This window comes from Skermanella sp. (genome assembly GCF_059503625.1).
The window spans coordinates 1-13762 of the sequence record NZ_JCACHA010000658.1; the positions used below are offsets into that span (position 1 = coordinate 1).

The window sequence follows — 13762 nt, forward strand, 5'->3', positions numbered from 1 at the left end:
GCGCCGTCAGCTTGATCTCGTCCCAGCCAAGGTTGGCGACGGATTGGGCGCTGACGTCGTTGACGGTCATGCCCAGCACGATCGCGAGCGTCAGCCCGCTGTTGACCAGCGGCTTGCCGAACTCGCTTTTTGCCGCAAAGGCATGGTCGCAGTGCATCGGGTGCTGGTTCATCGTCATGAGACTGAACTGGATGTTGTCGGCCTCGGTGACCGTCCGGCCGGGCCGGTGGTCATAGACATCCCCGACTACGAAATCTTCCAGAAAGCGGCCATAGGTGGCTACGATGTGACGGGGTTCCCGCTTGCCGGTTGCGGCGTTCATGTTTCCTCCTGTCGTCTTTGGCTTGCGCCGGGCAACGGCTTGGCGCATTTTTGTCCGGACAAACATACACGTATAGCCGGGGAGGGCAACGCCAATGATGCGGACCAGCGAAGAAACCAGCCGAGGGGGCCTTTCCTCCGTTCCGGTGCGGAGAAGCTTGCTGTTCGTTCCCGGCAACCGGCCGGAGCGCTTCATGAAGGCGTTGGCCGCCGGTCCTGATGTCGTGGTGATCGACCTTGAAGACGCCGTGGCGCCGGCCGAGAAGGCGGCGGCGCGCCGAAAGGCCCTGGACGCCTTGGCGGATCTTGCCGGCAGCGCACCTGCGGCGGAAATTTATCTGAGGCTGAACGCGCCGCGCACGCGGGCCGGGCTTGACGATCTGGCGGCGCTGCTCGACCACAAGCCGCGCTTGGGCGGCATTCTCCTGCCCAAGGTGGAGGGGCAGGGCGATATCGAACTGGTCGACGCCCTGATGGACGAGGCCGGATACGATACCGGTCTCGCCGCCGTGATCGAGACGATCAGCGGCCTGGATTCGGCATACGGCATCGCCAAGGCTTCGCCGCGCATGAGCTTCCTGATGTTCGGCGGCGCCGATCTGGCGGCAGAACTTCGCGTCGCCATCGGGTGGGAGCCGCTGATCCACGCCCGCGCCGATGTCGTCCGGGCGGCGGCCCGTGCGGGGATCGATGCGCTCGACATGCCCTTCCTCGGCCTGGACGATCCGGACGGCCACGACCGCGAGATCGCGGCGGCGGCTCAACTCGGCTTCACCGGCAAATCGGCCATCCATCCCAACCAGATCGACGCGATCAACCGCCACTTCACGCCGGATGGCGCGGCCGTGGCGCAGGCTCGGCGGATCGTGGATGCTTCCACCCGGGCCGCTGGAGGCGTGACGCTGCTGGACGGCAAGCTGGTCGAGCGGCCGATCCTGCTCGGTGCGCACCGGGTCCTGGCGGTGGCGGCACGCACCGGGGCTTTCGCCTGAGCCATGGCGCCGATTTCCCTTTCCGGACCGGATGCCGACACGCCGCCGCTGGCATTGGTCCTCGCAGCCGTCACCCTGGTACAGGCGATCGCTTCGATGGGCATGCTGTCGTTTTCGGTGATAGCACCTTCCGCCGCCCAGTCGCTGGGGATCGGGGCGGAGTTGATCGGATTGCAGATCAGTCTCGCCTACATCGCCGCGACCTGCTGTTCGGTGCCGGCCGGGACGCTGGTCCGGCGATGGGGAGCCGTGCGGGCAAGCCAGCTGGCGCTCCTGCTGTGCGCAGCCGGAACGGCGGTCGCGGCAAGTGGCTATCTCGTTCTGGCGGCATTGGGTTCGGTGCTGATCGGCCTGGGATATGGGTTGACCAACCCCGCCGCGTCGCATCTGCTGTTCCGCTTCACGCCGCCGCATCGGCGCAACTTGATCTTCTCCCTGAAGCAGACCGGAGTGCCGTTGGGTGGGATCTGCGCCGGATTGATCCTGCCGCGCCTGACCGTTGGCTACGGCTGGCCAGTCGCGCTGCTTGCGGTCAGTGCGGTGGGCGCCGTGCTGGCGGCTTTGCTCCTGCCGGTGCGCGCATCCTGGGATACCGACCGGGAACCGGGGCTAGCGATCCGGGCGGATTTGACCGAGGGTCCCCGGATGGTCTGGCGGGCACGCCCGCTACGGCTGCTGTCGGTCACGGCCTTCTGCTTCTCCGGCTTGCAGCTCTGTCTGGTCAGCTTCCTTGTGACGATGCTGGTGACCGAGCTGGATTATTCGCTCGTGCTGGCTGGGACGGTGGCGGCGGTGGCGCAGGCGGCGGGAGTGGTCGGGCGGATCGTGTGGGGTTGGATCGCCGACCGGCTGGAGAGCGCGCTCGGCGTCCTGATCATGGTCGCGGTGACCTCCGCCCTCGCCTGCGGCTTGACGGCGGTGCTGCATCCGGGGTGGCCGGCATCGCTGGTCGTGGCGCTGTTCCTGGGGTTCGGCCTGTCGGCCATCGGGTGGAACGGCGTTTTTCTGGCGGAGGTGGCTAGGCTGGCGCCGGCCGGCACCGTCGGCATGGCTACCGGCGGCGCCCTCGCCTTCACCTTTGCCGGGGTTGCCGTTGGCCCGACGGTTTTCTCCGGTCTCTACACGGTGGTCGGCAGCTATACGACGATGTTCATCTTTCCCGGATTGCTGATGATCGTCAGCCTGGGCCTGCTGCGCGCCGCCCATCGGGAAAGCACCTGACCATATTTGTCCGGACAATACTCTTTACAAGCATGATTGTCCGGACATAGCATTCAGCCAGCAGAAACGTGGGGCCGTTCCGGTCAAGGAACGGTCTTCCAACAATGGGAGGAAAGCCATGCTGAGACGGACTCTTCTGATCGGGGCCGCCGCGGCGGCATTGATGGGCCTGACGGGGATCGCCGCTCCGGCCCGCGCCGAGACTTACGAAATGGTCATGACCAACGAGATCGCGACCACCCACTGGACGGCGCAGGCCATGGAGCATTTCGCGGGCCAGCTCAAGGAGCGCTCCGGGGGCCGGATCGTGCCGAAGATCTATCATGCCGGCACCCTCCTGAAGGACAAGGAGGCGGTGGCCGCGCTGGGCACCGGGGCGGTCCACATGGTCTGGCCGGTCAGCGTCCAGCTGGAATCGCTGGCCCCTCAGTACGGCGTGATAAACCTTCCCTTCATGATCACCGACGAGGTGATGCTGAAGCCCGGCGCTTCCGACGAGATCGCGGCGCTGATGACGAAGTATGTCGAGGATATCGGCATCGAGGTGCTGGGCCTGATGCGGACGGCGGACCTGATGTTCCTGGCCAAGGACAAGGAGATCGACACGCCCAAGGACCTGAGCGGCATGAAGATCCGTCTGACCGGCGGGCGCGTGCTTCAGGACACCATGCGGCGCTTCGGCGCAAATCCCGTCACGATGCCGGCGACCGAGATGGCGGCGGCCCTGATGCAGGGCGCCATCGACGGCATCTACACCTCCGCCGGCGGCTGGGAAATGGTCGGCACGACGGCCAAGGTCGCCAGCTACGTGCCGGGGATGAGCCTGCTGACATATTCCGTGCTGGTGGACAAGAACTGGCTGGCCGACCTGCCGGACGACCTGAGGCAGGTCGTGAAGGACACCACCAAGGAAATGCTGAGCCGGCAGTGGCAGGAAGCGATCGACAGCGACAAGCACGTGCTGGACAAGATGCTGGCGGCCGGCGGCAGGCTTTCGACGGTGGACGATGCCTCGCGGGAGCAGTTCCACGAGCTTTCCAGGAAAGCCAGCAGCACCTTCAGCGACCGCTACGCGGAAGTCACCCAGCAGATGGAAGCGATCAAGGCGAAGTATTCGGCGAATTGATATCGCGAAACCTGAACGGAGCAGGGAAGGGGAGGGCGGTTTCCGCCCTCCCTTTTTTCGATGTCAAAGCAGCATCAGGCTCAGGGCCGGAACCGCGTTGATCAGCAGGAGCCCGAACAGCCGGATACCGTAGAAGGGCAGCACGCCCTGGATGATCTCGTGGACCGGTATCTTGGTGATCTTGCTCATGACGAACAGGTTGAGGCCGACCGGCGGGGGCAGGGTCGCGATCTCGACCAAGGCCGTCATGATGACCGCGAAGTGGATCGGGTTGATCCCGACGGCGTTGGACAGGGGAAACAGGATCGGGCTGAGCAGCACGATCATCGACACGCCGTCCAGGAACATGCCGACGATGATCAGCAGGATGTTGACGGTGAGCAGGAAGACGAAAGGCGACACGTCGGCTTCGCTGACGAAGCGCGTCAGTTCGGCCGCCAGTCCGAGCCGCGTCAGCATCGCTGTCAGCAGGCCGGAGCCCAGCAGGATGCCGTAGATCATGACGGTCTGCTTGACCGACTCCCGGAGCGTGCGCCAGATCGCAAAGACATCGGCCGTCCGGTAGACCACCAGCACCAGCAGCGCCGCGTAGATGGCGGCCAAGGCCGAAACCTCGGTCGGGGTGAACAGGCCGGCATAGATCGTCCCGATGATCAGCACCGGCATCAGCAGCGCGCCGCTGGCCGACGGCAGGGCCTTGCGGAAGCCGGCCCAGTCCGGCCGGTCCTGGACGATGCCGTAGCCGCGTCGGCGGCTGATGAGGACGGTACCCAGCGCCAGCAGCGACAGCTCCAGCAGTCCCGGCACGATGCCGGCGATGAACAGGTCTGGGATCGGCATGCCGACGATGCTGCCGATCAGGATGAAGCTGAGCGACGGCGGGATCATCAGCCCGAGCGTGCCGCAGACGGCGATCAGGGAAGCGGAGAAGCGGGCGTCGTAGCCCTCATTCGGAAGAAGCTTGACGGCGGCCGGGCCGAGCGCCACGGCGCAGGCGACCGAGGAGCCGTTGACTGCGGCGAAGAACATGCTGGAAACCGCGAGCGCCAGGGCGACGCCGCCCTTGAAGCAGCGGACGACCGAGGCGACGAGGTTCATGATGACGAGGGCAAGGTTGCCCTGCGACATCAGGTTGCCGGAAAAGATGAAGAACGGGATGGCGACCAGCGCGTAGCTGTCGATCGAGCCCCAGGCGGTCTGTGCGATCAGGACGGCCGGAATGTTGAAGCTGAACAGCATCAGCCCCGCCGCGATGATGCCCAACGCTATGCCGACATGGATGCCGGCGGCGATCAGCGCCAGCAGGGCCAGGATTGCCAAGGCGACGGTCATTTCAGCGTAGCTCCTCGGTCTCGAAGGGATCGACGCCGTGGAGCAGGTGCAGGGCCGCTCCCACGAAATAGCCGATATAGAGCAAGCCGCCCAGCGGCATGATCAGGCGCACCTGCCAAAGCGGCAGGTCCAGGCTCGATTCCGTCATCATGCCGATCCGGTGCAGATGCATGACCTCGACGCAGCCGGCGTAGACCAGCACCGACGCGAACGCCGTGCCGAGCACGCAGTTGAGCCAGTTGAGTCCCATCCGGACCCCGCGCGGCAGGCGCTGGATCAGAAGCTCCATGCGGATGAAATGGTGGTCGCGGCTGGCGGCGCTCAGCCCCAGCAGGACGCTCCAGACGACCAGGAAGCGGACCAGCTCCTCCGCCCACCAGTGGCTCTCGCTGAACAGGGAACGGCTGGACGCCTCGTAGAACATCACACCCATCGCGGCGGCCATGAACAGGCTGGCGACGTTGAGCAGGACCTTGTCCTCGAACCAGATCCACGGGCGCGGCAGGGTATACTTTCCGGTGGGTTGTTCGGACCTGTCGGCATGAGCCAGGGTATCGCCGGATGCCGCAGGGGCTTCCGGTCTCGTTATTCCCGTCATGGCATCCTCTTGTTGCTGTGTTCCTCCCCAGGAACTTGCTTGTTGCTCGGTATCAGGTTCGGGAACGGAGAGAGGGTGCTTCTCGCGTCCATCCGGATGCCAGCTCATAGGCATGGCCGATGGATAGCAGCTCCCCTTCGGAAAACGGTTTGCCGATCAGCTGGATGGCGGTCGGCAGACCGTTGGCGGTGAAGCCGGCCGGAACAGACAGGCCGGGCAGCCCCAGGTAGGAGAGCGGCCGGGTCAGTTCGGCAAGGCCGCCGACGACCTTCGCCATTCCCGCACCGGCGCCGACATCGGTTTCGGCTCCCGTCGGGACCGGGTGCTTCAGCACCGGCGCCAGCAGGGCGTCGCAGTGCCGGAGCGGCCCGTCGACCATGGCGCCGAGCATCTCGCCGCGCAATGCCCTGGCCTGGAGATAGGCCGTCGCCGGCAGGACCAGGCCTTGAAGCAGGCGGGCACGGACCTGTTCGCCGTAGTCGCCGGGCCGCTCTCGCAGCCACGGCAGATGCAGGGTCGCCGCTTCCGGCGTGAAGACGACGCCGGCAAGCTCGCCAAGCTGCCGGTGGTCGGGAATGTCAACATCGACGACGCTGGCGCCCAGGCTCTCCAGCTTGCGCCGTGCGGCATCCACCAGTTCCGCGACCTCCTGGTCCAGGCCGTCGAAATAGAAGCTGGTCGGCAACCCGATCCGGACGCCGTCGAGGCGTCCGGCGGAAGTTCCATCCAGCGCCGCCTCGTAGTCGGGCACCGGGGCTGCGAGCGTGCCGGGATCGCGCGGGTCGGCGCCTGCCAGCACGCCCATCAGCCGGGCGACGTCGCGCACCGTCCGCGCCAGCGGCCCTATGCAGTCCAGCGAGTCCGACAGCGGCATGCTGCCGTAGCGGCTGACGCGGCCCTGGGTCGGTTTCAGACCGACCACCCCGCACATCGCGGCCGGCAGCCGGACGGAACCGCCGGTATCGGAACCGAGCGCTCCGAACGCCAGACTGGCTGCGACCGCCGAGCCAGAACCACTCGACGAGCCGCCGGTGATGTGGTCGGGGTTCCACGGGTTGCGGCACCGCCCGAGATGGGCGTTGTGGCCGCTCGGCCCCATCGCGAATTCCGCCATATGGAGCCGTGCAAGATCGACGGCGCCCGCCCGGTCCAGCCGCTCCAGGACCGCCGCCGTCGCGTCGGGCACGAAGTCCCGCCGGATCATGGAGCCGCATTCGGTCACCCGGCCCTTGCGGTAGAACATGTCCTTGTGGGCGAGCGGCACGCCGCCGAGGACGCCGGGATCGCGTCCCTGCCCAATGGCGCGGTCTGTGGCGCGGGCGCTTTCCAGTGCCGCGTCGCGGTCGGCGGCGACGACGCAGTTGAGATAGCCGGCCTGTTCGATGCGGTCGAGGCAGGCTTCGGCAAGGGCCTCCGCCTTGATCCGTCCCGACCGGACGGCATCGGCAGCCTTGCAGAGCGACAAGGCCCAGGGATCGGCGACGCTCAAGACCGCTCTCCGGCGTCGGCAAGGAGGATGCCGAAGCGGTTCGTTTCCTGGTCGAAGCCCAGTTGGCCGGCGCCGGCGGCCTTCAAGGCGGCGAGCGATCGGTCGAGTGCCGCATCGGCCAGCGCCGCATCGGCATCGGTGAGGGAAATTCCGTGCCAGTTCCGGATCAGGCCGGCTGCGGGGGATGGATCAGTCATGAAGTTTCTCCCTCATCTGCGGCGTTTTCAGTCTCGGGTGCCCTTGCGCCGGCCGGACGGATTGTCCTGGCGCTGGAGCCTCATCGAATAGCGGAAACGGCCGGTCGGATGGATATTGACGGAGCCTTCGAACACCTGTCCGTCGGTGCCCAGATAGAGCCGGGTGATCTTCAGCCCCGCCGAGCCGGCCGGGGCGTCGAGCGTCGCGGCGGTGCGGTCGTCCAGCACGATGCCCTCGATGTCCTGAAGCACTTCCCGGATCGTGACGCCGTGGGCTTCCTCGAGCATGCGGTAGACCGCCCGCTGCTCCTTGCCGATCCTGGGCACGATGCCGGCGAAGTCGCCGCGCACCCACAGCGTCGTCGTGCAGAACGGCTTCCGGGTGTCGGACGCCCAGCGCTGAGCGTCCATCCTGTACCACGGCGTTCCCGGTTCGCAGTTCATCAGGGCCGCCAGTTCCTCGTCGGCCTCGATCAGCTCCGTACCCAGCACTTCCATCCGGGTGTCGCTGGCATACTGCATCAGCTCGTCCAGGGAGTTGATCGAATTGGCGTAGCGGCCGTCCGCCGTGGTCGCCGCCAGGATCGTGCCAATGCCGGGCCGGCGCGAAACCAATCCCATGTCCTCCAGCTTGCGCATCGCTTCGCGCACCGTGTAGCGGCTGACGTCGAAGCGGCTGCACAGCTCGAACTCGGTCGGCATCCGCGCCCCAAGCCGATAGGCGCCCTGCTCGATCTCCTTCAGCAGGATGCTGACGATCTCCTGGTAGCGGGGGATCTCGGGGGAAGGCTGGGGCGCAGGATTGGTCATTGCGGGACACCGCGCCGGAGATCGCGCCGCTCAGGGCGGAGAGGAGGCACGGCGCTGGCTATCGACATACTGTTCGACGATTTCACGAGTTGCCTCTCCTGTGTTGGCGGCAAAATATGAGGGAGACCACGAAACGTTGTTCCAGTAGTTGTCAGCGGTGTGCGGACGCTTCCGTCGGAGCAGACTGTTGGACGTCCCTTTGAGGGCATTGACGAGAACCGAGGCCTACAATTTCGGCGGAGCATTGACGAGCGCGTGGATGTGATCCGCTGTGCCGACGCAGGCGAGCGGCGTGCAATCCAACGTTCGGCATATTTTTCTGACGCGATGCCGTAGCCAGTCCGGTGCGGCATTGTCAAGCACGCAGCACCGGTGCTGCGTGACGCGGACCAGGTGGGCTGCGAGTAGCTATACGCTGTGCCTGCCGCGTCGGAAGTCTTGCATGCCATTCCGGGGCCAACTAGCCTTCGGGCATGACCCTGACCTATCGCTACCGCATCAAGGACGCCACGACCGGCCGGCGCCTTGCCCGTATGGCGAGGGCGGTCAATCTCGTCTGGAACTACTGCGGCGGGATACAGAACGACAGTCGCAGGCTGAACCGGCCCTGGCCGAGCGGTTTCGACCTGATTAGGCTGACCGGCGGGGCCGCCAGGGAACTCGGACTGCACAGCGACACCGTCCAAGCCGTGTGCAAACAGTTCGCCGTCAGCCGCGACAAGGCAAAGCGGCGTCCGCGCTGGCGGACGGGCCATGGGCCGAAACGGTCTCTCGGGTGGGTGCCTTTCCAGTGCGGCCGACCGCTCAAGGTCAACGGCGACAGCGTTACGTTCCTCGGGCAGGAGTACCGGCTCTGGCTGTCGCGGCCGATCCCGGCGGAGATCCGCTCGGGCAGTTTCAGCCAGGATGCCGAGGGGCGCTGGTACTTGAACCTCGTCTGCGACGTCGCCGACGATCTTCCGACCGGAGCCGGGGAGATCGGCATCGATCTCGGCCTCAAGGACCTTGCGGTTCTGTCCACAGGGGAGAAGATCACCAACCCGCGTCACCTCCGCAAGGCGGCGAAGAAACTGGCCCGCGCCCAGCGGGCGGGCTGCAAGGCGCTGGCGCGCAAAATCCATCGGAAGGTGGCGGCCCAGCGGCGGCACTTCCTCCACGAACAGTCCACCCGCATAGTCCGGGACAACGCCCTGATCTGCGTCGGTGACGTGAACAGCGCGGCCCTGGCCCGCACCCGGATGGCGAAGTCCGTCCTGGATGCGGGCTGGAGCGCGTTTCGCTCCCTGCTCGAGTACAAGGCCATTAGGCATCGGGCTGTGTTCGTCCGAACGAACGAGCGGTACAGTACACAGACCTGTTCCTGCTGCGGCTCCCGCGCAGGCGCGCCGAGAGGGGTGGAAGGTCTGCGAGTGAGATCGTGGCTCTGTGGCGGCTGCGGCGTTCTGCATGATCGGGACACCAATGCGGCTCTCAACATTCTGCGGTCGGGGCGGAACATCGCCCTCCAGAAGACGGAAATCACCGTCCTCCAGGACGGCGAAGATGTTAAAGAACACCGATCTTTCTTAAATGCTTGAGACGATCGGCACTATATCCCAGTTCGGACAGGATCGACGTGCTGGCTTCGCCCATTTCAGGCGCCGGCCGGGTCGGCAGTTCGGCGTCGGACAGGCGGAACGGTCCCTTGAGCATCCTGAGCGGCCGTCCCGAGGCGTCGCCGTGGCCGGCGAACTCCGCGATGTTGCCCTTTTCGGCGACGAAGGGATTGTTCAGCGCCTGCCCGATATCCAGCACCGGGGCCGCCGGGATCTGGCCGCCGAAGACCGATATCCATTCCGTCGTGGTGCGGTGGGACAGCGCCTCGTCCATCAGTTCGGTCAGTTGCGCGCGGTTGGCGAGCCGGGCCTTGAAAGTGGCGAAGGCAGGGTCGGTCCCCCATTCCGGACGGCCCAGCTTTTCCGCCAGGATCGGCCAGAACTTCTCCTTGTTGCACATGATCAGTATCCAGCCGTCCCGCGTCCGGTAGAGCTGGCTGGGGGTGAGGGAAGGATGGGCGCCGCGCGGCTCGCGGCCCTGGAGGTGATCGGCGTTGAGATACCACGTCGCGAGATAGTTGACGTTGTGGAGCGCCACGTCGAACAGCGAAACGTCGACGTCGCGGCCGATGCCGGTGGCGCGGGCGCCGGTTATGCCGGCCAGCAGCCCAAAGGCGCAGATCTGCCCCGTCATCAGGTCGACGATCGACAGGCCGAACCGGGTCGGCGGCCCATCCGGCTCGCCGGTCACGCTCAGGTATCCGGCCTCCGCCTGCATCAGGTAGTCGTAGCCGGGCCACGACCGCCGCGACCCCGTCCGGCCATAGGCCGACAGATGCGCGCAGACGATCCGGGGATTGACCGACTTCAGCGCGTCGTAGGTCAGCCCCAGCTTTTCCGGCTGGTCGCCGCGCAGATTGTCGAGGACGCCGTCGGCATGGCGGACGAGGTCGTGCAGGATCTCCCGCGCTTCCGGCTTCTTCAGGTTCAGTGTGATGCTGCGCTTGTTGCGGTTGAACGACTGGTAGAAGTGACTGTCGCCGGGACCGAAGAAGTGCGGGCCGACGGCGCGCCCGACATCGCCGCCGTCGGCGGGATTCTCGATCTTGATGACGGTGGCGCCGAGATCGGCCAGCAGCATGGTGCCGAAAGGGCCGGCGCCGTACTGCTCGACCGCGACGATGGTCACGCCGGCAAGCGGCAGCGCCGCCGGTTCGGCCGCATGGGGCTGGGACGAAGGGGTGCCGGTCATATCGGGTTCTGCTCGATCAGGCGCTTGGCGATGATCAGCCGCTGAAGCTCGTTGGTGCCTTCGCCGATAGCCAGCAGCGGAGCGTCGCGGTACAGCCGCTCGACGATGAATTCCTTGGAATAGCCGTAGCCCCCGTGGATGCGCAGCGCTTCCAGCGAGTTCTCGATGGCGGCTTCGCTGGCGAACAGCTTGGCCATGCCCGCTTCCATGTCGCAGCGGTCGCCCCGGTCCAGTGCTTCTGCGGCCTTGCGCACCAGCAGCCGGGCGGCTTCCGTGCGGGTCGCCATATCGGCCAGCTTGAGCGCTATCGCCTGATGCTCGTGGATCGGCTTGCCGAAGGTGGTCCGCTGCTGGCTGTACTTGACGGATTCGTCCAGCGCCGCCTGGGCGACGCCGACGCCGCGCGCCGCGACGTTGACGCGGCCAAGCTCAAGGCCGGAGATCGCGCATTGGAGGCCGGTGCCTTCCTTGCCGCCGATCAGGCAGTCGGCCGGAACGCGGTAGTCCTCGAACACCAGTTCGGCGCTGTCGATGCCCTTGTAGCCGAGCTTCTCCAGCTTCTTGCTGACGCGGAAGCCCTGCCGCTTCTCCGCCAGGAACATCGTCATGCCCTTGTGGCGCGGCTGGGCCGCGGTGTCGGTCTTGACCAGCAGGGCGAAGCAAGACCCCTCGATCCCGTTGGAGATCCAGGTCTTGGTGCCGTTGATCACGTAGTCGTCGCCGTCGCGCCGGGCCGTCGTGCGGATCGCCTGAAGGTCGGTGCCGCAGTCCGGTTCGGTCAGCGCCAGGCCGCCCCGGATCTCGCCGGCGGCGAACAGCGGCAGGAAACGGGCGCGCTGCTCCGGCGTCCCCATCTTGTTGACCACATGGGCCATGATGAGGTGCGAGTTGATGATGCCCGTCAGCGACATCCAGACCCGCGAGATCCGCTCGATCACGGCGGCATAGGTGCTGGGGGCAAGGCCGAGGCCGCCGTATTCCTCGGGGATGGTGGCGCCGAACAGGCCGAGTTCCTTCATCTTGCCGACGATTTCGGTCGGATAGATGTCGTCATGCTCAAGGTGCTGGGCATAGGGTTTGACGTCGCGGTCCAGGAAGCGCCCGATGCTGTCGAGGATCATGCGTTCCTGGTCAAGCCGGTCGGCCAGATCACCCGCTAGGTTGCCGGCCGGATTGCTGCTGAGGGGGGCGGCGGTCATGTCGTCGCAAACTCCTAATGTTCGTCAGGCCGTAAGACTGGCCGAAAGGGTCGCCGCATCGGTTTCGGCGCAGGACAGGACGGCGGCTTCCACCGCGCGGCTCCGATCCGGCGAGACCGCCAGTGCCGCGTTGATCCGGTATTTCTCGACGATCTCTTCGTTGGTCAGGGGCCGGTCGGGAGCGCCGCGGTTGATCTGCTCGCGATGGCTCAGCGTCTGGCCGCCGGCCATCTCCACGATGACCTCGCCGGAGTAGTGGCGCGGGAAGCCCGATTTCGGATCGACCTCGTAATCGACCTTGGCCGCCAGCGCCAGCAGCTCGGGATCGCTCAGCATATGGGGTTCCAGGTCGCCCAGGCCCATCCGGCCATGCAGAAGCCCGACCGCGACCAGATAGGGGATGCTGAACTGGGCATCGTAGGAGTTGGCGGGCCGCTTCTTGCTGGCGACCGGCTCGCACACCGTCTTGACGACCTCCGCCGGCACCAGGGCGCGGATGCGGCGGATCCTGCCGATGTCGATACCGGGCGAAAGCCGGATGGCGGCGTCGATGCAGGCATGGGTGAAGTGGCAGGCCGGGAACGGCTTGATGGCGGTGTGGTTCAGCTCCCAGCGGTCGCCCAGTTCCGCCGTGGCGAGCGCCAGATCCGCTTCCGCCGCGCGTGGACCGAGATAGGCGTTGTACAGGCCGAACCGCCCCTCGTACGGCGCCGCGGCCCCGACGAAGCCCTCCCGCGCCAGGGCCGCCGCCGTGATCCCGGACGATGCCGCCCAGCCCGGGTGCATCCGCTTGGTCCAGGCGCCGTCCTCCAGGAACTCCAGGCTGCCGGCGCCCATGCTGAGTGCGATGCCCTGGGCCTGCGTCAGTTCCCGCGCAGACAGGCCGAACAGCTTGCCGGCGACCAGGGCGGAGGAAAAGGTCCCGACCAGTCCGGTCGGGTGGAATCCGACCTGATGGAAACCACCCTTGGCGACCGCGCCGAGCCTGGCCGCGACCTCGATCCCCAGGATATAGGCGACGATCAGATCCTCGCCGCTGGAACCCGCCTGGACGCCGGCCGACAGCGCGCAGGGCAGGGCGCTGACCGTCGGATGGACCACCCCGCCCAGGTGCGTGTCGTCGAAGTCGAGGCCGTGGCACAGGATGCCGTTGACCAAGGCCGCGTCGCGCGGCGCCAGCCGGACCGGCCGGCCGATCACGCCGACCGACTTATCGGCAGCACCGGACAGTCCGGACAGCGCCGTCAGGGTACGGTGGGCGAAGTCGTAGGTGCCGGAAACCAGGGCGATGCCGACGGCGTCGAGCATGTGATGGACGGCGCGGATGCGAACGTCCTTGGGGATGCCGTCCCAGGTCAGGCCGGCCGCGAAATCCGCGAGCGTGCTGGAAATGGTCGAGCTTCGGGATGACGCCTCGTCTAAGGGCATCGCTTTCTCCCATCATGGTTCTTATTGGTGCCGGCTAGGTGGCGGCCGACTTTGTCCGGACATTCAGGCGCATGGCGCAAGCGCTGTCAAGCGTTGAATTTTCGAAATCGCCGGCATTCTGCCGAAGCGCCCGTTCCGTCCTGTCTCTCGCGCATTGAAAACCAAGGCCTTGGTGGCTGGAGAGCGTGGCGGCATGGCGATCTGACGGTTTGATCGGGCTGGCGGGGAATGAGATGCTTGGTTCCAATTAGCACCGCGCTCA

Annotated in this window: 12 protein-coding genes and 2 pseudogenes; 4 read left to right on the top strand and 10 right to left on the bottom strand. The window is 66.3% G+C overall.

What is annotated here, in order from left to right:
- A partial coding sequence (locus AC5JJ6_RS20510) for a MaoC family dehydratase (protein WP_496043837.1) occupies positions 1 to 322 on the bottom strand: 322 nt, incomplete at its 3' end.
- A gap of 94 nt (positions 323 to 416) precedes the next feature.
- On the opposite strand from AC5JJ6_RS20510, the gene AC5JJ6_RS20515 reads away from it, so the two are divergent.
- The 3 genes and pseudogenes from AC5JJ6_RS20515 (at position 417) to dctP (ending at position 3660) form a co-directional block, all read left to right on the top strand.
- Positions 417 to 1313, top strand: a complete 897-nt coding sequence (locus tag AC5JJ6_RS20515; protein ID WP_496043838.1) for an HpcH/HpaI aldolase/citrate lyase family protein — start codon at positions 417 to 419, stop codon at positions 1311 to 1313.
- Between the two features lie 3 nt (positions 1314 to 1316).
- Positions 1317 to 2432, top strand: a pseudogene (locus AC5JJ6_RS20520) (MFS transporter); the annotation flags it as partial.
- A gap of 220 nt (positions 2433 to 2652) precedes the next feature.
- Complete coding sequence (gene dctP / locus AC5JJ6_RS20525; RefSeq protein WP_496043839.1) at positions 2653 to 3660, top strand: TRAP transporter substrate-binding protein DctP; 1008 nt, start codon at positions 2653 to 2655, stop codon at positions 3658 to 3660.
- Positions 3661 to 3723: 63 nt separating this feature from the next.
- Here dctP and AC5JJ6_RS20530 read toward each other — a convergent pair whose 3' ends face one another.
- From AC5JJ6_RS20530 to tnpA, 6 genes and pseudogenes are all read right to left on the bottom strand, one after another.
- On the bottom strand, positions 3724 to 4992 hold the full coding sequence (locus tag AC5JJ6_RS20530; protein ID WP_496043840.1) for a TRAP transporter large permease: 1269 nt from the start codon (positions 4990 to 4992) through the stop codon (positions 3724 to 3726).
- Position 4993: 1 nt separating this feature from the next.
- Positions 4994 to 5590 (bottom strand): TRAP transporter small permease, encoded by a 597-nt coding sequence (locus tag AC5JJ6_RS20535; RefSeq protein WP_496043841.1) that lies wholly within the window; start codon positions 5588 to 5590, stop codon positions 4994 to 4996.
- Between the two features lie 52 nt (positions 5591 to 5642).
- Positions 5643 to 7079, bottom strand: coding sequence for an amidase (locus tag AC5JJ6_RS20540; RefSeq protein WP_496043842.1), 1437 nt, complete (start codon positions 7077 to 7079; stop codon positions 5643 to 5645).
- On the bottom strand, positions 7076 to 7276 hold the full coding sequence (locus AC5JJ6_RS20545) for a hypothetical protein (protein ID WP_496043843.1): 201 nt from the start codon (positions 7274 to 7276) through the stop codon (positions 7076 to 7078). Before AC5JJ6_RS20545 ends, AC5JJ6_RS20540 begins: the two co-directional genes overlap by 4 nt.
- Positions 7277 to 7303: 27 nt before the next feature.
- Positions 7304 to 8086 (bottom strand): GntR family transcriptional regulator, encoded by a 783-nt coding sequence (locus tag AC5JJ6_RS20550; protein WP_496043844.1) that lies wholly within the window; start codon positions 8084 to 8086, stop codon positions 7304 to 7306.
- A 30-nt stretch (positions 8087 to 8116) separates the two neighbouring features.
- Positions 8117 to 8479, bottom strand: a pseudogene (gene tnpA / locus AC5JJ6_RS20555) (IS200/IS605 family transposase).
- 80 nt (positions 8480 to 8559) lie between these two features.
- Between tnpA and AC5JJ6_RS20560 the strand changes: the two are divergent.
- Complete coding sequence (locus AC5JJ6_RS20560) at positions 8560 to 9663, top strand: RNA-guided endonuclease InsQ/TnpB family protein (RefSeq protein WP_496043845.1); 1104 nt, start codon at positions 8560 to 8562, stop codon at positions 9661 to 9663.
- Here AC5JJ6_RS20560 and AC5JJ6_RS20565 read toward each other — a convergent pair.
- Genes AC5JJ6_RS20565 through AC5JJ6_RS20575 form a run of 3 tightly spaced genes read right to left on the bottom strand, consistent with a single transcriptional unit; the run spans position 9632 to position 13500 of the window.
- Positions 9632 to 10873: a CaiB/BaiF CoA transferase family protein gene (locus AC5JJ6_RS20565; RefSeq protein ID WP_496043846.1), complete on the bottom strand. Its 1242-nt coding sequence runs from the start codon at positions 10871 to 10873 to the stop codon at positions 9632 to 9634. The genes AC5JJ6_RS20560 and AC5JJ6_RS20565 overlap by 32 nt on opposite strands.
- Positions 10870 to 12072 (bottom strand): acyl-CoA dehydrogenase family protein, encoded by a 1203-nt coding sequence (locus AC5JJ6_RS20570; RefSeq protein ID WP_496043847.1) that lies wholly within the window; start codon positions 12070 to 12072, stop codon positions 10870 to 10872. Before AC5JJ6_RS20570 ends, AC5JJ6_RS20565 begins: the two co-directional genes overlap by 4 nt.
- Before the next feature lie 24 nt (positions 12073 to 12096).
- Positions 12097 to 13500, bottom strand: coding sequence for an MmgE/PrpD family protein (locus tag AC5JJ6_RS20575; RefSeq protein ID WP_496043848.1), 1404 nt, complete (start codon positions 13498 to 13500; stop codon positions 12097 to 12099).
- Between the last annotated feature and the right edge of the window lie 262 nt (positions 13501 to 13762).